We start from the raw sequence: 20,957 nt of genomic DNA, 5'->3' as shown, positions 1-20,957 counted from the left end.
GCCCTCCCTCGATGTCGGTTCCGCACAGCTCAGGCTCGGACCTGGGCGAACCCGGACAGTCCCAGCTTGTCCAAACCCTCGCGAACCCGATCGGTGAGCAACCCGACCCGCCCCAGCGCGACAATGACCCTGGAGAAGATCGCCTTGCGGTAGAGCACCATCACCTCGTCGTGTTCGGCATAGGAAACGCCTTCGGCCGCAACCACATCCAGGCGCTCCCAGATATCGGTGAGCAGGAACCGCCGGCGCGTGGACTCAGCCGCATCCAGTACCAGTTCCTCCCGGTCGGCCAGTTCGGCGGTGGTCAGCTCGCGATAGAGCTGTTCCAGCGACAGCACCCCGACCGATACATGCCGGGCCTCGTCGCGCGCCACCAGCCGTGCGATCTGCCGGATCAACCCATCATGAAAAGTCCGGTCCGCCAACCGGAACGAGGCGAGCGCGAGCGCCTCGACCATGATCTGCATGCCGAGCGCGGTGATATCCCAGCGAGAGTCGTCGAGGATGTCGCCGAGCAGGGACTCGAGCGGGCCGGACAGCGGATACGGCTCGGGCACGTGCTCGCGAAGGTAGCGGGCGAAAACGTCGACGTGCCGGGCCTCGTCGACGACCTGGGTCGCCAGGCAGAGCTTGGTGTCCATGTCCGGCACCAGCTCCACCAGCCGGCCCGCGACGATCAGCGCGCCCTGCTCACCGTGCAGGAACTGGCTGACCAGCCATGACTGCACCTCCCAGCGGAACACATCCCACATCCCGCGTCCGCGCGCGGCCAGTGGCGAGTTCTCGAAACCCGCCATGGCGAAGGCGGAGTCGTCGGGCAACGGCCGACCGAACTCGACCTGCTGGGTCCAGTCCACGTCGTTGACGGCGCTCCACTGCGATTGCTGGGCGTTCTCATAGAGGGTGCGCAACTGCGGATGGTGTGGTTCGTAGTCCACCAGCAGCCGGGACGAGGAGCCGTCGTCGAAGGTCAGTCCGGCCATGATCTCGACCCTACGGCGCGCTGCGGCCGGCATCGAGGCTCCGGCACCGAATTCCCGGATGCGCCGGGCGAGCTCGGGAAAGCCGATGTCAGGGGTGGATATCGTGGCGTTCATGACCGCACGCACCGGTATCACGATCGATCCGTCCGCGTTCTTCGACACGGTGCGGACACCCGGATTCCGCACCGACCCCTACCCCTTCTACGCCGCGCTGCGCGAGCAGCTGCCGGTGGTGCGGGTGGAGTCCGGGGGTTGGCTGGTGACGCGCTACGCCGATGTCCTCACCGTGCTGCGCGACCCGGCGCTGAGCACCGATCCGCGACGTTCGGGGTTGCACGAGAAGTACGCGAGCGAGCGCACCGAGGGCACCCTCGGCGAGCAGGCGTTCAGCCACTTCCAGTTCCTGGATCCGCCCGCGCACGACCGGGTGCGGGCCGAATTCGCCGTGCCGTTCGGGCCCGGCGAGATCAAAGCCCTTGCGCCGCTGGTGCAGCGGCACACGCACCGGCTGCTCGACGAGATGGCGCGGGCGGGCGGAACCGTCGATCTGGTCACCGTATTGGCCGAACCGCTGCCGATCGCGGTGATTCTCGATGTTCTCGGGCTACCACAAGCCGACGCGGCCGACGTGGCGGCGTGGGCCCAGCATCTGATCGCCAACGACGATCCGGATCTACTGGTCGCACCGGAACGCCGCGTCGCCGCCGCGACGGCCGCCACCGAGTTCGGCCGCTATTTGGCCCGGCACGCGGTCTCCGGCGCGGGGCGGTCCGGAAACGGTTTGCTGCGTATGGTTCTCGACGCGCACCGTGGGGGGCGGCTGAGCCTCAACGACGTGCTGGTGAATCTGATGTTCGTGGTGGTCGCCTCGCTGGAGACCAGCGCCGGATTGATCGGGAACGGGGTCGCGGCGCTGCTGGATGCGCCCGAGGCGCGGGGAAGGCTGGCCCGCGAACCGGAACTCGCCGCCCCGGCGGTCGAGGAGCTGCTGCGGCTGGACAGTCCGATTCAGTACACGCCGCGGTTCACCGTCGCCGACTACCGGATCGGCGAGACCATCGTGCCTGCCGGTTCGCATCTCATGGCGATGGTCGGGGCAGCCAATCATGATCCCGAGATCTTCACCGCCCCAGACACTTTGGATATCGATCGGCGCGGCCGCCGGCACGTGGGGTTCGGCGGCGGCGTGCACTATTGCATGGGCGCCGCACTGGCCCGGATGGAAGGGTGCACGGTGTTCCCGGCGCTGTTCGCGCGCTTCCCCGAGCTGCGGGCGGCCGGTGCGCCGCAGCGACGGGAAATGTTCACGCTGCGGTCGCTGTCGAGCCTGCCCGTGCACCTGGGTCAATAACGGCTGGGACCGATCGTGGCGGCCACGCGCGGGCCGTAGGGCGCGTGTTCGAGCCAGCTGCCCAGGCGCGGCACCAGCGGTGCGAGCAGCGCCGCGCCGGATTGGGCGAGTCGTTCCGCGGCCGACGCCGGGCGCATATGGCGCAGCGCCGCACCGGCAGCCGCGCAGTTGAATTCGGCCGCAGCCCCGCGGATTCGGGAGTAATCGAGGACCGCGGCCTGGGCGCGCCCAGGGGTGCGGGCCGCCATTGCGCAGGCCACCGCGCAGGCCGCGGCATCGGCATCGGCGATTGCGCTGTTCATGCCGCGCGCGCCGAACGGCGCGAACAGGTGCCCCGCCTCACCGACCAGCAGCACTCGGCCGCTGGGATCGGCCATGGACGCGGCCACCCGTTGCAGGAACGGGTATCGGGCGCGCCACAGCACCCGATCAGGGCCGTCGTTGTCCAGAACCAGTGGTAGCCAGCGGGATACCTCGTCCATCCCCGACCACTGATCCGGATCGTCGTCGGCCGAGCACTGCAGGTCGACCTGGCAGCCGCCCGCGAACGGCACGATCAGCACGTGCCTACCGTCCAGTTTCGGATGGTGGTAGTGGAAGATCCGCTCTTTGCGCGCCGGTTCGCCCGCCACATCGATCACCACGTGGTGGCTGTCGGAGCGCGCGCCGAGCAGGGCGATACCCAGGCTCTCGCGCACCTCGGAGCGGGAACCGTCCGCGGCGACGAGGTAGCTGCTGCGCCAGCAGCGTCCGTCGGCACTGCGCGCCACCACCCCGGTCGACTCTGGCTGCACGGCAATGACATTCACGCCGTAGACCACCTCGATCCCCGCTGCGGCCACCGCTTCGCGCAGGATCGCCTCCGTGTCGACCTGGCGCAGGCTGGTGAACGGCGGCAGCCCGTCCTCCGCCGCCGTGGGCAGCTCCTCGGAGTACACCGTGCGTCCCCGGTACATCGTGGTCCGGCGCTGCCACACCAGCCCACGCTCGCCCAATCGCCGCCCGAGCCCCGCGCTGGCCCGCTCGAGCAGCCGCAGCGAATCCCGGTGCAGGAACAGCGCGCGGCTGCCGGGCCTGGCCCGGTCCTCCGGATCCCGTTCCAGCACAACCACATCGACGCCGAGCGCGTGCGCGGCCAGCGCGGTGCTCAGGCCGCCGGGGCCCGCGCCAACGACGACCAACTGGCGGCTCACCGGTCGGCCAGCTTCCGTAAACGGTGCCGATCGACCTTCCCGACACTGGTGCGCGGGAAGGCGTGCAGCAATTCCAGACGCTCGGGCAGCTTGTATCCGGCCACGCCGCGGGACACCAGAAAGCCGGTGAGCTCCCGGAGTTCGAGGCCGGGCTCGCGCGCCACCACCCAGGCACAGACACGTTCGCCCAGGCTCGCGTCGGTCATGCCGGTGACGATCGCGTCGAGGACGCCGGGATGGGCGAGCAGCTGTTCCTCCAGCTCGTCCGGCGCGATCTTGTCGCCGCCGCGATTGATCACGTCGTCGGCGCGGCCGGTGATCACCAGATGCCCGGAAGGCGAGCGGCGCACCAGGTCACCGGTGCGCAGGTAGCCGTCGGCGGTGAACGCGGTGACGTTGTAGGCGTCGGCGCGGTAGTACCCCCGAATGGTGTAGGGCCCACGCACCAGCAACCGGCCGATCTCGCCGTCGGGCACGTCGCGGTCGGCGTCGTCGACCACGCGGACCTCGTCGCCGGGTGAGATCGGCCGGCCCTGCGCGATCAGCAGCTGTTCGGCGGTGTCGCCGGGACCCGATTGGCTGAGCAGGCCCTCGGCCATGCCGAAGGACTGCTGCAACCGGCAACCCAGCGCCGAGCCGATGATTTTCGCCGCCTCGGCGGTCATTTTCGCGCCGCCCACCTGCACCAGGCGCAGGCTGCCGAGCTCGCCGGTCGCGGCCGCCTGCGCCCACACCATCGCCAGCGGCGGAACCAATCCGGTCACCGTCACGCGTTCGCGCGCGATTGACTCGAACGCGTCCTCCGGGCTCGGGGTCGGCGGAATGACCACGGTGCCACCGGCATCCAGGGTGCCGAGCACGCCGGGGCAGGCCAGGGCGTAGTTGTGCGCGATGGGCAGCGCGGCGAGGTACACATCGGCGGGGCCGAGCTCGGCGTTGGCGGCGCTGGTGCGCAGGTTGTAGATGTAGTCGCGGTGGGTGCGCGCGATGAGTTTGGGGCGGCCGGTGGTGCCGCCGGAGAGTAGGAACAGCGCGACGTCTTCCGGCTTGGCCATGTCCTGCGGTGGCGGCCCGTCGAGGTCGGCCAGGCGGGGCAATTCCATGGAATCATCGGCCGCGATGGCGACCAGCTCGACGGTGTCGATCAATTCCCGTGCGAGCGTTCGATGGTCGAATCCGGCGACCTCGCCGGCGGTGATGTAGGCGCGGGCCTCGGATACGGCGATCAAATGGTCCAGGTCGACCTTGCGATGAGGCGGCAGCGCCAGTACGGGATGTGCACCCAGGCGGCAGAGCGCGAGGATGAGCAGGATCAGGTCGGCGGAATTGGGTAGGTGCACGACCACCCGATCCTCTGCCCGCACACCGAATTCCCGCAGGCCACCGGCCATTCGGCCGACGCGTTCTGCGAGTTCGGGGTAGCCGATGCGCTGGTCGCCGTCCACGATTGCAGGGTGCGCATGACCGGCTGCCGCCCAGCGCGCCGGCAGACTCCCCAGGGTTTCCGTGCCCCAATATCCGGCATCGATATAGCGCTTTTGGAACTCCACCGGCCAGGGCGTGCAGCCTGCCAACATCATTCGTCTCCTCGATCTCGAATATGCCGTCGAATCAGATGAAATATCGAGCCCCCCGCTACGCTCCGAGAGTATGCCAAGCTCACGCGGCCCGGACGATTCCGCGAATGCCATTGCCGCACTGGCCGATCGCGCCGCGGCGCCCGACCGGCGCGACCGGCCCGCGTACTACCTCGACGGCCGTCACTGCACGCACGGCGAGCTACATTCGCTCGCGGCCCGGATGGCCGGTGTGCTCGCCGGGCGCGGGGTGCGGGCGGGTACACGGGTGCTACTGTGCGCGCACGACAGCATCGGCTGGATCGCGACGTTCCTGGCGATCGGCCGGCTCGGCGCGGTAGCGATCCTGGTCAATCCCGGGCTCGCCGAACCCGAGCTGCAGGCGCTCGTAGCGTCGGTGCGGCCGCTGCTGACCGTGGGGCGCGGCGCCGGCGGGCTTGCCATCGGACTGGACGAACTCGAACACGACGCTGCCACGGCCCCGGAAGCCCCTGCGGCTCGAGTTGATTCGACGACTCCGCTGTACGTCCAGTTCACCTCGGGAACCACCGGTGCGCCCAAGGGCGCGGTGCACTGCCACGGCGATCTCGCGCACCATTTCGAAGCCGTCGGCCGCCGGATGCTGCGGATCGAGCCCGACGATGTCACCTTCTCGGTGTCAAAGCTGTTCTTCGCCTACGGTTTCGGCAATTCACTGATCTATCCGCTCTACTCCGGTTCGGCCGCGGTGCTGCTCGCGGCGAAGCCGGGTCCCGCCCAGGTCGCCGAGGCCGCCGACCGCTACGGCGTCACGGTGCTGCACGCAGTGCCGTCCGCGCTCGCGCATCTGGTCGCCGAAGCCGATGCCGCTGCCTTCCAGCGGGTTCGGGTCGTCGTCTCGGCGGGCGAACGCCTGTCAACCGCGCTCGGCGAGCGCGGTCGCGCCCTGTTCGGCGTGCCCGTTCTCGACGAACTCGGCTCCACCGAAGTCGGCGGGGCTTGGTGTGCGAATACGTTGTCCGACAACATGCCCGGCACCGTCGGCCGCCCGCTGCACGGCTACCGCATCGAAGTCCGCGACCGCGACGGCCACCCGGTTCCCGACGACACTGAAGGTCAGCTGCACGTCAGCGGACCGACTTTGCTCACCGAATATCTGGACCGCCCCGAGGCCACCGCCGCGGCACTGAAGGCGGGCTGGCTGGCCACCCGTGACACGGGCATCCGCCGGGCTGACGGCCGCTTCGTGCACACCGGCCGGGTGGACGACATCGAAATCGTCGGCGGTATCAACATCGCACCCGCCGAAATCGAGGACCTGCTCACCGGCCACCCCGGCGTCCGGGAGGCCGCCGTCGCCGCCTTCCCGGATCCCCGCGGCGCCACCCGCCTGCGTGCCTTCGTCGTCACGGCCACCCAGGACCGAACCGCCCTTGCGGACGAACTCACCGCCCTGGTCCGCAGCCGCCTCGCCCCCTTCAAAGTCCCCCGCACCATCACCTTCGTCGACGCCCTCCCCCGCACCCCCACCGGGAAATTGCGTCGGCACGTGGTGCGAACCGGGGATTGGTGATGGTCTGCCCCGGCTTTTCCGGAGTCGCGTTGCTAGATTCTTGTGCCACCCTGATGTGAAGGAGTGGTATGGGACGGCATGGGTATCCGCCGGAGTTTCGGCGCAGGGTCCTGAATCTCGTCGAGGCCGGGCGTCCAGTCGCTGACGTCGCGCCTGGCCTGGTTCACTGAGCACGACGCCGCGGCGACCGACTTCGCCTACGAAGACAACGCCATGCTGACGACGTTCTTCACCACCTTGCCCGACCCGACCACCACGACCCAATAGCGCCGCCGTTGGTGACTGTGGCCCGGACCGATCAACGCCGTCGTCACGCCGTGGGGTCGGCCTGGGCCTGCCCTCCGTCGATTCGCACGTGCTCGAAGGCACTGCGCGCGAACAACTTCAGAGTGTCGGTACCCCGTGCCACACTGGCTTTCGAGGTAGTGAGCGAGACCGGCCACGTCGACAACGGCCGGTCAACACGGGAGGTCGCTGTGCTGTTGTTGGTCAACCAGAACACCGAGTTGTCAACCGCGGAACAGCGGTTCGCCGAATGGGTGCGGTGGAGCCCTGCTCAGCCGGGGGTGGCGTTGCTCAACGTCGACGTTCCCCACCGTGGTCGCAGCCGCCAGCTCGACGCACTGATCTGGACCAGGCAACGCTGCATCGCGTTGGAGATCAAGGGGTTCCGCAGCCGACAGCACGGCACACTCGTCGTGCCGCCGAACGGGCCCTGGTTGATGGACGACGGGCAGATCGCCGACATCTACGGCAACAGCTACAACCACAACCCCATCAGCCAAGTCCGCACCAACACCCTGGCGATGAAGAACTGGGCAAGCCAGGTGACTCACCGAGGATGCTTCGTCTACGGCCTGGTCGTGGTGATGTTGCTACCCGGACAGCAGGTTCTGTCGTTGGACGTCCACGCTCACCCGGAGAAGACCGACATCGTTGTCGAGGACTTCGATGTGTTCCGCTACTACCTACACCGCCTGGAAAACCACAAAGTGCAGTGGAGTGCCGACCAGGTCAACACGATGCTGATCCGCCTGGGCGTCGCACATCTCTACGGCGGCCGCCGCGACGTGATCGCCACCGCGCTCGGCGAATCGACCCGCACCCACCTCGCAGGTGTCTCCGATCCGTTCTAGCCTCTATGTCACGGGAATAGGCCATTTCCGGAACACTGAACTCTTGGATGGCGTTCCACACCGTCGCGGCTGCCGATTCAGGTTGGCGAACAGCTCGCGGTTGGCGGAGCGGGCGGCGGTGAGCTCCTGGTCGCGTTTGTCGAGTTGTCGGTGGAGTTCGACTGCTTGTTGCTCGAGCTGTGTGATTCGGCGTTGGAGTTCGTCGATGTCGGTCGGGGCGCCAAGCCCGGACTCGCGCCATGCTTGTTCGCCGAGCATTTCGGACAGCTTGCGTTCCAGCTGCTTGTTGTGGGCGGCGAGTCGGTCGTTTCGGTGACTGGCGTTGATCAAGTCCGCCTTCAGTGAATCCAGCGTCACCCCAGCCTGATTCGTGTCGGATGAGATCGAGGTCTGGGCGGTATGCAGCATGGCCAGCAGGTCGGGGTGCCGGTAGAGGTAGCTGCGGTCCACGCCCGCAGGTCGCGCCACGGCGGACACGCTGGTGTCGCCACGTCGCTGCGAATCACGTTGATCGTCTTGACGACTCGTTGATGCCTCCGTACTGAGTCATCCTGTCGGCCTTGCGCTTTCGCGGTCACCATCAGGCGCTCCCATCCGGTCTGATATCGGGTGAAGTTGAGCGGATCTGAGGAAGTCCGAGGTTCGTCATGCGAGTTCGAGCGCTGCGGACGACCGTGATCGCTTCCTCAACACCGGCTCGGTCCTGGTCGGGAAGTTCGTCGAGGTCGGTCTCGATACGGGAGATCAGACGGCGGACGCGGGCAATCTCCTCGTCGGAGGGCATCGCCTCGGCCTTGGCCCAGGCATCGACGGTGAGGCTGCGTAGCCGTTCCCGGCTTGCGCAGCAGTGCGTCGAGATGGTTCTGCAAGTCTGGAAGGTAGGACACGTCGGTGCTGACCTCACGCAGGACAACGACTTCGGTGGGCTATTCGACGCGGTGGTGTGCAGCATGATGCTTCCGCACGACCCCCAACTGGCGAACCGCGATGCGTACGTGCGTCCAATCGGCCAAACCAGGCGGGACCGTGGTCATTTCGGTCAACCACCCGCCTTCGAGCAGCTATCTGGCACCTGGCGTGAACACGGCGAGTTCCGGTTGCGGAGGTACGGAGAGGAGTACGAGATCGACGGCCGCTATGCCCTAGACTTCCACCGACCGCTGTCGACCTACCTCAACGCCCTTACGAGTCTGGGCTGTCGGCCCGTAAGGCGCTGGGGCAGACCCTTCATCTCCCCTGACAACCAGATGTAGTTGAGATTCTCGCCGAACGTGACCGCCCGGCGCTGGCCGGCGAGGACTGTGTCCTCGACGGGCTAGTGCGGGTTGAGATTCTCGCCGAACGTCACCGTCCGGCGCTGGCGGCCTGCCGGTCATGGCGACCGGGATACCGGTCCGCGTTGAGATTCTCGCCGAACGTCACCGTCCGGCGCTGGCGATGCCTGCCGTAGCCACAGCGATCGGACCGACTGTTGAGATTCTCGCCGAACATCACCGTCCAGCGCTGGCTGTGATCGACGTACGGCCGTCGCCGGAACGGGCGTTGAGATTCTCGCCGAACATCACCGTCCGGCGCTGGAGCCGACCTTGGATGCCGTTGGGGCGTACCCGTTCAGTTGAGATTCTCGCCGAACATCACCGTCCAGCGCTGGCGTCCATCCTCTCACCCTCTCCGAGGAGATCCACATGTTGAGATTCTCGCCGAACGTCACCGTCCGGCGCTGGGGCGGAGTCGCTCAAGCGGCAGGCCCTCGTGTGGGAGTTGAGATTCTCGCCGAACGTCACCGTCCGGCGCTGGCTGGTCGGCCTGGTACACCCACCCCTACGCCGACGTTGAGATTTTCGCCGAACGTCACCGTCCGGCGCTGGCGCTCACCACCCATCCACCGTCGAGTCGGTACTGCTTGTTGAGATTCTCGCCGAACGTCACCGTCCGGCGCTGGTGGCCGTGGTTGCGTGCGCACTTGTGTGTGGAGGGTTGAGATTCTCGCCGAACGTCACCGTCCGGCGCTGGGCCAGGGTATGCCGCGACCGCGGTGTCCTGGTCAGGGTTGAGATTCTCGCCGAACGTCACCGTCCGGCGCTGGCGGGCGCGGGCGGCCAGCAGCTCGGCGGCCATCGAGTGTTGAGATTCTCGCCGAACGTCACCGTCCGGCGCTGGGGTGACGCGCTGCTCGAACGGGTGCGTTTCGTCGTTGAGATTCTCGCCGAACGTCACCGTCCGGCGCTGGTTCCTTGAGCGGGACCGGCGACGGCTCCGGCCGGGGGTTGAGATTCTCGCCGAACGTCACCGTCCGGCGCTGGCCGTAGAGCCGGACCCCAAAGGCAATGGCTACAAAATGTTGAGATTCTCGCCGAACGTCACCGTCCGGCGCTGGGGTGTGAGCCATACCGTCGAGGCAGCGTCCCAACCGTTGAGATTCTCGCCGAACGTCACCGTCCGGCGCTGGCTGCGACCAGCGATCGCACTCAGCCGCCGGTGACCGTTGAGATTCTCGCCGAACGTCACCGTCCGGCGCTGGCCTTTTTGTCGAGTGCCATCGTGAATGCCATGGCGTTGTTGAGATTCTCGCCGAACGTCACCGTCCGGCGCTGGTCCGCTGGTCCGCAGCTGGCGCGCCGACGCCTGATCCGTTGAGATTCTCGCCGAACGTCACCGTCCGGCGCTGGCCATGCCGGATCGCTACCCAACGTGCTTGAGCAACTGTTGAGATTCTCGCCGAACGTCACTGTCCGGCGCTGGCCGATCTCTGCCGACATCGGACCGGTGTCATTGTCGTTGAGATTCTCGCCGAACGTCACCGTCCGGCGCTGGCCGCGCCGATACCCTCGTCGCCGTCGTCGTAACCGTTGAGATTCTCGCCGAACGTCACCGTCCGGCGCTGGTCAAGGTTCCCGCCGTGCCGAACCCATTCTTCTTGTTGAGATTCTCGCCGAACGTCACCGTCCGGCGCTGGTGGCCGCGACCCCACGGTCTGCCGCGCCGGAGGAGTTGAGATTCTCGCCGAACGTCACCGTCCGGCGCTGGCCCGTCGCACCACCAACAACCCGCCCACCAAGAAGGAGTTGAGATTCTCGCCGAACGTCACCGTCCGGCGCTGGCCGGTTCGGCACCGGCAGCCATATCGGCCTGACATCGGGTTGAGATTCTCGCCGAACGTCACCGTCCGGCGCTGGCGGTGTTCCGGGTCGAGTGGGAAATGACCGCACTGTTGAGATTCTCGCCGAACGTCACCGTCCGGCGCTGGGATCACTCGATCCGCGTGGACCGCGCCGACGTGATGTTGAGATTCTCGCCGAACGTCACCGTCCGGCGCTGGATGCTGGCCGGGGCCTTGCCGTTGGCCACGATGAACTGTTGAGATTCTCGCCGAACGTCACCGTCCGGCGCTGGCGGCGGCGGGGAGGTCGCTACAGGTCGCGCACGTTGTTGAGATTCTCGCCGAACGTCACCGTCCGGCGCTGGTAGCCGATGGCCGGTGGTCTCACAGGGCGACCTTGTTGAGATTCTCGCCGAACGTCACCGTCCGGCGCTGGATGCCGTCGCGGTCCCACTCCGGGACACCCTCGGCGTTGAGATTCTCGCCGAACGTCACCGTCCGGCGCTGGATGCTGTTCGGATCGCCGTTGAACTTCGTCTGTACGTTGAGATTCTCGCCGAACGTCACCGTCCGGCGCTGGGCCAGAAGCTGGGCATCGACGGCTTCGACCCCAAGGCGTTGAGATTCTCGCCGAACGTCACCGTCCGGCGCTGGCGGTCGGCCGTGGTGAGCATCGGCTCCAGCGCGGCGTTGAGATTCTCGCCGAACGTCACCGTCCGGCGCTGGCTGGCCACTACCTCCGTTGCACTACTGCCACAGCTCGCGTTGAGATTCTCGCCGAACGTCACCGTCCGGCGCTGGGGGGCGCGGACCAGTGGCAGGGGCACCACGCCACCGAAGTTGAGATTCTCGCCGAACGTCACCGTCCGGCGCTGGTCACGGTCGGTGGTTTGTGGTCGGGAAGAAGTTGGGTTGAGATTCTCGCCGAACGTCACCGTCCGGCGCTGGTCGACGACCCGGCGACATAGCAGGTCGAGATGTGGTTGTTGAGATTCTCGCCGAACGTCACCGTCCGGCGCTGGGTAGCGGCTGACCTGCGCAGCGATGTCACCCGGACTGTTGAGATTCTCGCCGAACGTCACCGTCCGGCGCTGGGGATGGTGCGCGCCAAATGCCGCACCACTCCCACAGTTGAGATTCTCGCCGAACGTCACCGTCCGGCGCTGGCTGTTCAGCCGAGCCGTTTTCAGGGCATGGCCGACAAGGTTGAGATTCTCGCCGAACGTCACCGTCCGGCGCTGGCTGAGCACGAACGCGCTGAGAAGCACCGCCAGGAGATCGTTGAGATTCTCGCCGAACGTCACCGTCCGGCGCTGCGCCAGTGCCAGACCCGCCCCGACCGGGCAGCGACCAAGTTGAGATTCTCGCCGAACGTCACCGTCCGGCGCTGGACACCCGGGTCGGGCGTCACAGCGTGCGCCAGGTCGTTGAGATTCTCGCCGAACGTCACCGTCCGGCGCTGGTTTTGTGTAGGAGGTGGGTTGTAGGTGGAGTAGTGGCGTTGAGATTCTCGCCGAACGTCACCGTCCGGCGCTGGTCCTCCCGTGCTGCCTTTCGACGAGAGCATCGCAGGTTGAGATTCTCGCCGAACGTCACCGTCCGGCGCTGGATGTCGGCCCGGTCGGTGCGCCCCACCACGGAATGTTGAGATTCTCGCCGAACGTCACCGTCCGGCGCTGGCCCGCTCACCAGCGACGGGTCGATCTCGGTCACGGTGTTGAGATTCTCGCCGAACGTCACCGTCCGGCGCTGGTCGATCGAGCCCAGCTGCTGCTCGACCTGGTCGATGTTGAGATTCTCGCCGAACGTCACCGTCCGGCGCTGGCCGGGTCCATCGGGTCTGTGCCGCGGTCGGCGCTGTTGAGATTCTCGCCGAACGTCACCGTCCGGCGCTGGGTACCGGTGGACGCTGGACCGGCGGACCCACGGGCGTTGAGATTCTCGCCGAACGTCACCGTCCGGCGCTGGTCGGTGATTCGGTCCAACAAGTCGATGTGCGGCTCGTTGAGATTCTCGCCGAACGTCACCGTCCGGCGCTGGTCCAACCTGGCCGGGTGTCTCTCCCATCCTTACCGTTGAGATTCTCGCCGAACGTCACCGTCCGGCGCTGGGCATCCGCCACAGAACCAACACGAAGGCGGCGAAGCAGTTGAGATTCTCGCCGAACGTCACCGTCCGGCGCTGGGCCGCCGCTCGTGCTCGTTCCGCCGGTGCCACCGCCGTTGAGATTCTCGCCGAACGTCACCGTCCGGCGCTGGACGGCTGCACGAACTGATCTCCGACGCCGACCGTGACGTTGAGATTCTCGCCGAACGTCACCGTCCGGCGCTGGCACCAGTCGGTCACGGGACCGGCGGAAGGTAGGCCGTTGAGATTCTCGCCGAACGTCACCGTCCGGCGCTGGCGGGGGCGGTTGGTTGGCCATTGATACCGGAGGTGCGGGGTTGAGATTCTCGCCGAACGTCACCGTCCGGCGCTGGTGATCGGTTGCGAGTTCGCCGGGGTGGTCGAGGAAGTTGAGATTCTCGCCGAACGTCACCGTCCGGCGCTGGGAGGACGATAACGCGGTCTGGACGGGACCGTTGTTGTTGAGATTCTCGCCGAACGTCACCGTCCGGCGCTGGAACCGACGGCGCGATATGCCAACCGCAGTGTTCGCGTTGAGATTCTCGCCGAGCGTCACCGTCCGGCGCTGGCACCGGCGGCGAAGGTGGTGAAGGCCGGCGGCCAGTTGAGATTCTCGCCGAACGTCACCGTCCGGCGCTGGCACCGGCGGCGAAGGTGGTGAAGGCCGGCGGCCAGTTGAGATTCTCGCCGAACGTCACCGTCCGGCGCTGGCGGCCGCGACATCGCCACCATCGCGGCCGGAACCGTTGAGATTCTCGCCGAACGTCACCGTCCGGCGCTGGGAGCAGGAAGCGGCCGATGCGGCCGCGCCCGGATCGTTGAGATTCTCGCCGAACGTCACCGTCCGGCGCTGGCGTGCCATGGCACCGAGCATACGACCGCGCTGCACCGTTGAGATTCTCGCCGAACGTCACCGTCCGGCGCTGGGGACCGTCAGCTGACGGTGACTGCGCAGGTGTCGGTGTTGAGATTCTCGCCGAACGTCACCGTCCGGCGCTGGCACCCCCGCCGAGCGTGACGCTGCCGACCGGCTCGTTGAGATTCTCGCCGAACGTCACCGTCCGGCGCTGGCGGCCTTGCCCGCCGTCGACGGCGCCGAGACCGAACAGTTGAGATTCTCGCCGAACGTCACCGTCCGGCGCTGGTGTTGTCGGCGTCGACGGACTGCTCGTAGGTGGTCGTGTTGAGATTCTCGCCGAACGTCACCGTCCGGCGCTGGGACGTGCCGTCGATCGGATCGAGGATCCACCGCCAGTTGAGATTCTCGCCGAACGTCACCGTCCGGCGCTGGCGCCGGTGCGGCAGTGGCCGGGCGGTTGTACCGGTTGTTGAGATTCTCGCCGAACGTCACCGTCCGGCGCTGGGACCACCTCGCTGACCAGCGGGGCCGGGCCCGGCGTTGAGATTCTCGCCGAACGTCACCGTCCGGCGCTGGTCGCGGCGGCTACACCGGAGCCGAGCAGCGCGGCGTTGAGATTCTCGCCGAACGTCACCGTCCGGCGCTGGCGGTGCGCTCGTCGGCGGCCACCATCTCGTCCATGTTGAGATTCTCGCCGAACGTCACCGTCCCGCGCTGGGCATCATCGGAGCGGATGCCGGGCGGATGCCGCGAGTTGAGATTCTCGCCGAACGTCACCGTCCGGCGCTGGAGGCTCGCTGGCCACCGCGTTCGGCGCCACCGCCGGTTGAGATTCTCGCCGAACGTCACCGTCCGGCGCTGGGAACCCGGCGCGGATGGCCGACAGTGCCGACAGTGAGTTGAGATTCTCGCCGAACGTAACCGTCCGGCGCTGGCGCCGCCGCCGGTGTTGGTCCCGCCGTTGAGGCCGCCGTTGAGATTCTCGCCGAACGTCACCGTCCGGCGCTGGAGCGCCACCACCGGTCCCTCGCCGACACGATCACGTTGAGATTCTCGCCGAACGTCACCGTCCGGCGCTGGCTTGTCGGCCTCGGTGGTCCACGGGACCTCGGCGTTGTTGAGATTCTCGCCGAACGTCACCGTCCGGCGCTGGGGTTCCAGTCGATCGGCTTGCGGAACTTGTAGAGCGTTGAGATTCTCGCCGAACGTCACCGTCCGGCGCTGGAAAAGCTGCTCTCCGGTGTCGTTCGCAACGGGTGGTTGAGATTCTCGCCGAACGTCACCGTCCGGCGCTGGCCTCACGCGGTCACCGTCGTCACGTCCGATGGAGCAGGTTGAGATTCTCGCCGAACGTCACCGTCCGGCGCTGGTCCGGTCGCCGATGGGCTTGCGCTGGGCGATCACCAGTTGAGATTCTCGCCGAACGTCACCGTCCGGCGCTGGCATTCGTCGGCCTGGCTGGTCGATTCCCAACCCATGTCGTTGAGATTCTCGCCGAACGTCACCGTCCGGCGCTGGGCTCGATGAAATGCCGTTATGTCGACAAGCGATCAAATTTCATCGGCTGTCGAAGTCATCAAGCGGTGTTCCTGCAGGTGGCAGGTTGGGAACCCTCCGGGATTTCTGGTCGCATTTAGGGTTCCGAAGCTCATAGAACCAGCGGCGTGTTGTGGGGTGGTCGTGTCGCGGCGCCGATGTGCCGGGCGTTGTCAAAGGTGCCTCGGTCGAGGTGGTAAATGCGGATGCTGTCTTTCGCTGGGTCGATCGTGTTGGCGAGGGCAGACCCCAGTAGCAGGCGCGTGACCGGGGTACAGGTGACCTCGAATACCGACTTCTGTACGCGATGGCCGTATCCTTCGCAAATTTTCGCTACTTCGCGAAGGCGGCGTGCACCTTCCGGGGTCATGGTTTCCACGTCATAGGTCACGAGGAGTTCCATCTAGGACACCGTCCATGGGGTGTAGGTGGTGATGTCGCCGCGTAGGTGGCGGGCGAGCAGGCGTGCTTGGACAAGCGGCAGGAGAGCGGCTGGTACCTCGCGTTCGAGATAGGCGTGTGGCCAGTGCCTTTCGCGGGCGAGTGACCACTGTTCGAGGAAAAATTTGCGGCCGGTTTCGGTGAGCTGTGTTTGTCCGCCGGGCAGTTGCTCGGTATAAGCGGGCGCGATCTGTCCGCGATTGGTCAGGGTGAATACCAGCCGGTCGACCAGTAGCGGACGGAACTCCTCCATGAGATCGAGTGCGAGCGCCGGTTTCGCGGGTCTGATGCCGTGGAGATAGCCGACATATGGGTCAAGTCCAACCTGTTCGAGCGCGCCGTGGACAGCAGAGCGCAGCAGACCGTATCCGAAGGAGAGCAGGCAGTTCACCGGATCGGTGGCCGGGCGTCTCGATCGACCGGCACCAGCGCCCGGCACTAGCGAAGGCAGAGCCTGGAAGTAGTCGCGTGCCGCGCGGCCCTCGACTCCACGGGCCTCGTCGAGAGTCTCGGTGTCGCGGAGTGTGGACAGGGCGGCGGCGTGACGTTCGGCCACGGTTCTTAGCGTGGCCTGGCGGGTGCCGGTGGTGTCACGCGCCGTACGCAACAGCAGTTGCCGGTAGTTGTGAAGTTTTCCCGCGATCATCGATTGTGCGAGTCCTAGCCGTTGCCCGGGATCGTCGTGGACTCGGATCTGCTGAATGCGCAGGTGCGGGTTACCGGTGCGCGGACCGACGACGCGGGCGAGAAATCGCCCGTTGCCGGTAAGCCAGGTGACTCCTCGTGCGTCGGCGGCGCAGCGGTGCACGAGATCGTCGGTCACGGTGACACCGTTGAACACGACGATGTCATCGAGCCGAATCAGCGGCAGCAGGTGACGACCGGGACGATCCGGGTGATACACACGCAGCGCGTCGCCGTCGAGATGCAGGCTGGTGCCTGGTGTCGTGACGAAGAGGGTTTTCAGCAGTTCACTCATCATGGTCTCGGACTGGTCGGGGTGCGAACAGGTCGGTATGTTCACGACTCGCGGTTTCGGGCATGCAGCCCGGACGCAGCGAGCAGCGAACGCATCGGCGATCAGCGATCAAAGGTGGCGGCAACCTCGTGTCGGCGATCCGGTCGCGGAGCTGTTCGACAATGTCGCTGACCTCGGCGGCGAGTGCGTCGTCGATCGCAACGGCATATCGGCGTCGGGAGGCCCCAGCGAAGATCTCCCCGTGTGGCACCGGTTCTGTGAACATCTCGCGCAGGCACAACACTTGGGCGGCCACTTGGAGATCGGCGGGGCCGCCCGGTGTGTATTTGCCGGACTTGTGCTCGACCGGAATCAACCCTTCCGTGCCCCGGTACACGGTGTCGCAGATTCCGTGGGTGCCGAGGCGGTCGCTGCGCACCGGCAGCGACCGCCACACCCGGGCACCGTCACGGCCGGTGAGGGTGCCGCCGCGATCGACCGCACTGTGGGCAAGGTCGCCACGCACAGTGTCGGTGCTGGATTCGAAATAGCCTTCCTGCCAGATCAAAATAGCTTGGCGCGGGCAGTAGGCCCAGTGCTCGATCGCTGAGATCGGCACACTCCACCGGTCCTCGGTGAGCAGCGGGTGCACCGTTGTCAGAAAACGTGTGTGTAGGTGACACCATCAGGCAGGGTCGAGAGATCCCCGCTGGCAATGATGTAGTCAGCGAGCCTGCGCGGGCTCCAGTCGGCATCATCGGAGTGTTCGAGGGCCGGTTGGGCAGTGATGCGGGAAAACAGCTTGCCGGCGGGCGCGTTGCCGAAGACGTTGTCATGGCTGAACACGTGCAACCCACACGCGGTCATCCGACCGCGGGCGGCTGAGCTGTCGTGGTCGAACATCATCTCGAGCACCTGGTAGAGCAATTCGAAGTCCTTGGTGTCTACGCCGGTTTGCGCGCCGCGGGCGGCGGAGTAAGTGACCTCTGCCCGGTACAGGGCGTACGGGATCGTCCATTTCGACCCCATCTCGGTGCTTTGGCCTTCGTCGATGTCTTGCTGGCGAGTCTGGGTGACTCGGGTGATGGTGTGCTCGACCGGTACGACCGGTGAGACCGAGCGTGCCATCCCGAACTGCAGCGGGCCGCGGATGGAACCGAGTGCGTTGGTTTCACCGGTGGACAGCACCGCCCCGAACAGCCGGATATCGGCGTAGCGGTCACACAGCCAGGCCCGTGCTGCCTGGATTTGCTCGGGGGTCATCTTGGCTTTGCTCTTGCCGGGTTTCTTGGTGTCTTTGCTCCGGTCGACACCGGTCGCGTCCAGCGATTCGACGAGCCGAGTGTTGAGGGCGTGGCCTGCTTCGACGAAGATCCCGTAACGCGGGTGACCGGCCGCGGCCAGGGCGAGGGTGTCGCGGATCTTGCGCTTGATCGCGACGTCGGTGACCAGGCCATGGCCGCTGTCGATGTCGGTGCGGGGCGCGTTTCCTGCGTCGGGGTCACCGTTGGGGTTGCCGTCGGTGACGTCGAAATAGAACACCATGTCGTGACGGACGGAGGGGTCGAGGTGTTTCTCGTCGGTGAATGTCATGGTCACAGGTCCTGTCGGGTCAGTGTGGGTAGTGGTCACTGCTGGTTCTCGGTGGCGGCGGAGCGGGCGGCTGCCCGCTGGTGGTGGTAGCCGAGGATGAACTGCTCCTGCTGGCGCAACGTGTTGCGTCGTGGCGCGCCACCACCGACCTCGAGCAGTGCGTAGAGATCGTCGAGGCGCTTGAGAGCGCCGTTGCCCGAGCTGGCCTGAAGTCTGCGCAGCTTGGTGATCCAGGCGATGGATTCCTTACGCCCTTGCACGAGCACACTTCTCGGGGTGTCGATGGCGCGGCGCAGGTACCGGTCGCCGAAGGTCGAATTCACTTCCGAGCGTTCGGGTCCGCTTTCGCTGTCGGGCTGCGGTGTGGTGGTCCGTCGGATCGGGCTGTGCGCCCAGCGTTGGGTGCTTTCCAGGGCGGCGAACAACCGTCCCGACACATAGGCGGGGTCGGTGCAGGTCTCGTCCAAGGTCATGGGGATCGAGGGCTCCTCAGGTCGTGGGGTGGCACGGGCCAGCGCGAGTCGGGCCAACGCGGCCCTGCGGTCATCGATGCGGCCGTCGTTGCGGATTCGGTGGATCAGATGGGCGCGCAGCGCAACCGGCACCGGCCGGTTCAGGATCGCGACTCTGAAGAGCTGATGAGACGCGGTATCGGGGCGGTCGGCGTCTTTCGCACCGAACGGCCGGTACCCCTTTGTTCGCCGATCCCAGCGCCCAAGAGCCAGCACCAGGCTCTCGAACCGGTGCTCCCAAACCCCGGCCCGGATCTCATTGCCGTTGGCCAGAATTTTCGCTGTGGTGTTGCGCGGGGTATTGCGGTGGTCACGAAACCACGCGGCGATGTTTGCGTCGTGGCTGGGCGTGGCGCCGTCCCCGTCTGCCAGCGCGATGTCGACATATTCGCGGACCATGATGCGCGCGACGTTGCCGCCCACCGCAAGCCAGCAGAAACGCCCCCGCGATCGGCGGGCGGAGTGCCCGCTGCCTACCGACGCGAACAACCCCAACACCGCGGCCGGGTCCGGGTCGAATACCAGCCCGATATGGTCGGCCTCGCCGGGATCGGTGACCCACCACGCCAGTCGGCTGTTCTGTCCGGGAAAGCTCACGCTGTGCGGGGAGGAAAGCAGCGAGGTCAACCCGCCCATCATGTCATCGGCACAGCCGAAGCAAATCGGGATATGGGTGAGCTGAGCCGCCAGGTCGTAGCCGAACACCCGCTCGTTGACGCTGACCAGGGCCGCATCATTGCTGGCTCCCGGGATCAACGCAGCGGGCACCTTCGCGGGAATCGTGTTCGCCAGTGCGGCGCTGCGGCCGCACACCATGCATAGACCGGTCCGGCCGCTGCCTTTGGCTTCCCCGACACACTCTCCCCAGAACTTCGCGGCACTGCTGCTCTCGTGGACATACCTGCCGTCGAGAGCGATCACCACCCCGTCCTTGGCCCGTACCTCCTCGGGACGTTCTACTGTGGCCAGGGCACCGGAGCGCAACACTGCGGCGAGTCGGTGCGGCACCGCATCGGTCTCCACTGGAACCTCCGCCGCCCAGCGATCGATCAACGCCACGAATGCCGCGTGACACTGGCCCACCCGCACCGGGTTGGCGTCCTCATCGGCCCACCCGAGCACATACTGCACATCATCGGCACCCAGATGAGCAGACACACCCACCGTGCGGGTGGAAGCCGGAACCAGATGTGCCATACCGCGTTTGGGTCGCTCCGGATCCGGAGTCGCTATCAGCCGCACTCGGACTTCGGAGTTGGAGCGAGTGCGGATATCGAGTTTCCACCGGAATTCCCGCTCCCGATGGAAGGCCGGGATCACCTCGGAGTTCTCCCGTGCGTACGCGGTCAGCCGTTCGAGCAGCATCTAGATACCGCCCTGGTCACTGTCGGGGATCCCACGGGAGGGAACCTCGAGCACACCGGCTTTCAGCTCCGCCCGGAACCAGTTCGATCGGCGCGGGGTTGTGGCGTAGTCGATGCTGTGCAGCATCATCCCCAGATCTGCCCACATTGCGATCGGCGTGGTCTCGTCCGGATCACCGAAAGCCGCCGGAAACTCCCGCGTTCCCAGAAACGGCTGGCTGAAGCACTGCCCCCGGCTCACCCTGCGACGCAACTGATCCCGGTATGCCGAGACCGGCTTGTCCGCACGCGCCGCCAGGTCGATCTGCGCGTGGATCCGATACCCGACATCCTTGAGGCACACCGCATTACGCTGCACCCGGTGCGCGACCGTATCCACCGTTCGGGTACCCGACGCCGCATCTGACAGCGACACCAGATCCGAGGTCTCGTTACGACGCATCGTGAACATCCGGATCTCCGACAATACTTCGATCCGGGTGATCCGATACACGAACTCCGGCTTCCAATAGATCGATGTCAGCACCCCGATCGCCGCAGTAGGCGTCATGACCGGATACGTCAACCGTTCAGCAGACAGCCCTGGCCTCGTGAACAACGCTCCTGGACCCGATACCTGCACAACCAATCCCACAACTCACCACCCTTCCGATTGCGTTACCCCACAACGTATTC

14 protein-coding genes and 1 CRISPR repeat array are annotated in these 20,957 nt (G+C 66.5%); of the genes, 3 read left to right on the top strand and 11 right to left on the bottom strand.

The features are described 5' to 3' along the window. Window positions 1-29 precede the first annotated feature (29 nt). The gene (locus tag ACTWPB_RS08225) at window positions 30-1,097 is read right to left on the bottom strand and encodes a ferritin-like domain-containing protein (protein WP_446225084.1); all 1,068 of its coding nucleotides are present in this window, start codon (window positions 1,095-1,097) and stop codon (window positions 30-32) included. Here ACTWPB_RS08225 and ACTWPB_RS08220 point away from each other — a divergent pair. Further along, a complete protein-coding gene (locus ACTWPB_RS08220) occupies window positions 1,096-2,334 on the top strand; it encodes a cytochrome P450 (RefSeq protein ID WP_446225083.1) in 1,239 nt (412 codons plus the stop codon). The two genes, ACTWPB_RS08225 and ACTWPB_RS08220, sit on opposite strands and share 2 nt — an antisense overlap. Here the strand turns inward: ACTWPB_RS08220 and ACTWPB_RS08215 are convergent. Both ACTWPB_RS08215 and ACTWPB_RS08210 read right to left on the bottom strand, forming a co-directional pair. Beyond that, the gene (locus ACTWPB_RS08215; RefSeq protein WP_446225082.1) at window positions 2,328-3,527 is read right to left on the bottom strand and encodes an FAD-dependent oxidoreductase; all 1,200 of its coding nucleotides are present in this window, start codon (window positions 3,525-3,527) and stop codon (window positions 2,328-2,330) included. The two genes, ACTWPB_RS08220 and ACTWPB_RS08215, sit on opposite strands and share 7 nt — an antisense overlap. Continuing rightward, window positions 3,524-5,104, bottom strand: coding sequence for a (2,3-dihydroxybenzoyl)adenylate synthase (locus tag ACTWPB_RS08210; protein WP_446226262.1), 1,581 nt, complete (start codon window positions 5,102-5,104; stop codon window positions 3,524-3,526). The genes ACTWPB_RS08215 and ACTWPB_RS08210 overlap by 4 nt, the downstream gene beginning before the upstream one ends. A 73-nt stretch (window positions 5,105-5,177) precedes the next feature. On the opposite strand from ACTWPB_RS08210, the gene ACTWPB_RS08205 reads away from it, so the two are divergent. After that, entirely contained in the window at window positions 5,178-6,656 is a 1,479-nt protein-coding gene (locus ACTWPB_RS08205; protein ID WP_446225081.1) for an AMP-binding protein, read from the top strand. Window positions 6,657-7,045: 389 nt separating this feature from the next. Continuing rightward, window positions 7,046-7,792 carry a nuclease-related domain-containing protein gene (locus tag ACTWPB_RS08200; RefSeq protein WP_446225080.1) on the top strand — a complete coding sequence of 249 codons (747 nt, stop codon included), beginning with the start codon at window positions 7,046-7,048 and terminating at the stop codon, window positions 7,790-7,792. 3 nt (window positions 7,793-7,795) lie between these two features. Here ACTWPB_RS08200 and ACTWPB_RS08195 read toward each other — a convergent pair whose 3' ends face one another. The 8 genes from ACTWPB_RS08195 to cas5c form a co-directional block, all read right to left on the bottom strand. Next, window positions 7,796-8,260: a hypothetical protein gene (locus ACTWPB_RS08195; RefSeq protein WP_446225079.1), complete on the bottom strand. Its 465-nt coding sequence runs from the start codon at window positions 8,258-8,260 to the stop codon at window positions 7,796-7,798. Window positions 8,261-8,372: 112 nt separating this feature from the next. Next, window positions 8,373-8,744, bottom strand: a complete 372-nt coding sequence (locus ACTWPB_RS08190; RefSeq protein ID WP_446225078.1) for a hypothetical protein — start codon at window positions 8,742-8,744, stop codon at window positions 8,373-8,375. A 300-nt stretch (window positions 8,745-9,044) separates the two neighbouring features. After that, window positions 9,045-15,396: direct repeats of the CRISPR family, unit length 37 nt; unit sequence GTTGAGATTCTCGCCGAACGTCACCGTCCGGCGCTGG. Between the two features lie 130 nt (window positions 15,397-15,526). Then, on the bottom strand, window positions 15,527-15,817 hold the full coding sequence (gene cas2 / locus ACTWPB_RS08185) for a CRISPR-associated endonuclease Cas2 (RefSeq protein ID WP_446225077.1): 291 nt from the start codon (window positions 15,815-15,817) through the stop codon (window positions 15,527-15,529). Continuing rightward, window positions 15,818-16,837 (bottom strand): type I-C CRISPR-associated endonuclease Cas1c, encoded by a 1,020-nt coding sequence (gene cas1c, locus ACTWPB_RS08180; RefSeq protein ID WP_446225076.1) that lies wholly within the window; start codon window positions 16,835-16,837, stop codon window positions 15,818-15,820. Next, complete coding sequence (gene cas4 / locus ACTWPB_RS08175) at window positions 16,827-17,432, bottom strand: CRISPR-associated protein Cas4 (RefSeq protein ID WP_446225075.1); 606 nt, start codon at window positions 17,430-17,432, stop codon at window positions 16,827-16,829. The genes cas1c and cas4 overlap by 11 nt, the downstream gene beginning before the upstream one ends. 38 nt (window positions 17,433-17,470) lie before the next feature. Continuing rightward, on the bottom strand, window positions 17,471-18,406 hold the full coding sequence (gene cas7c / locus ACTWPB_RS08170; RefSeq protein WP_446225074.1) for a type I-C CRISPR-associated protein Cas7/Csd2: 936 nt from the start codon (window positions 18,404-18,406) through the stop codon (window positions 17,471-17,473). A 35-nt stretch (window positions 18,407-18,441) separates the two neighbouring features. Continuing rightward, window positions 18,442-20,283 carry a type I-C CRISPR-associated protein Cas8c/Csd1 gene (locus ACTWPB_RS08165; RefSeq protein ID WP_446225073.1) on the bottom strand — a complete coding sequence of 614 codons (1,842 nt, stop codon included), beginning with the start codon at window positions 20,281-20,283 and terminating at the stop codon, window positions 18,442-18,444. Further along, window positions 20,284-20,904 carry a type I-C CRISPR-associated protein Cas5c gene (gene cas5c / locus ACTWPB_RS08160; RefSeq protein ID WP_446226261.1) on the bottom strand — a complete coding sequence of 207 codons (621 nt, stop codon included), beginning with the start codon at window positions 20,902-20,904 and terminating at the stop codon, window positions 20,284-20,286. Window positions 20,905-20,957 lie beyond the last annotated feature (53 nt).

This window comes from Nocardia sp. IBHARD005 (genome assembly GCF_052814245.1).
Note: the sequence above shows the minus strand (reverse complement) of the source record. Positions and strands in the feature narration are given on the sequence as shown.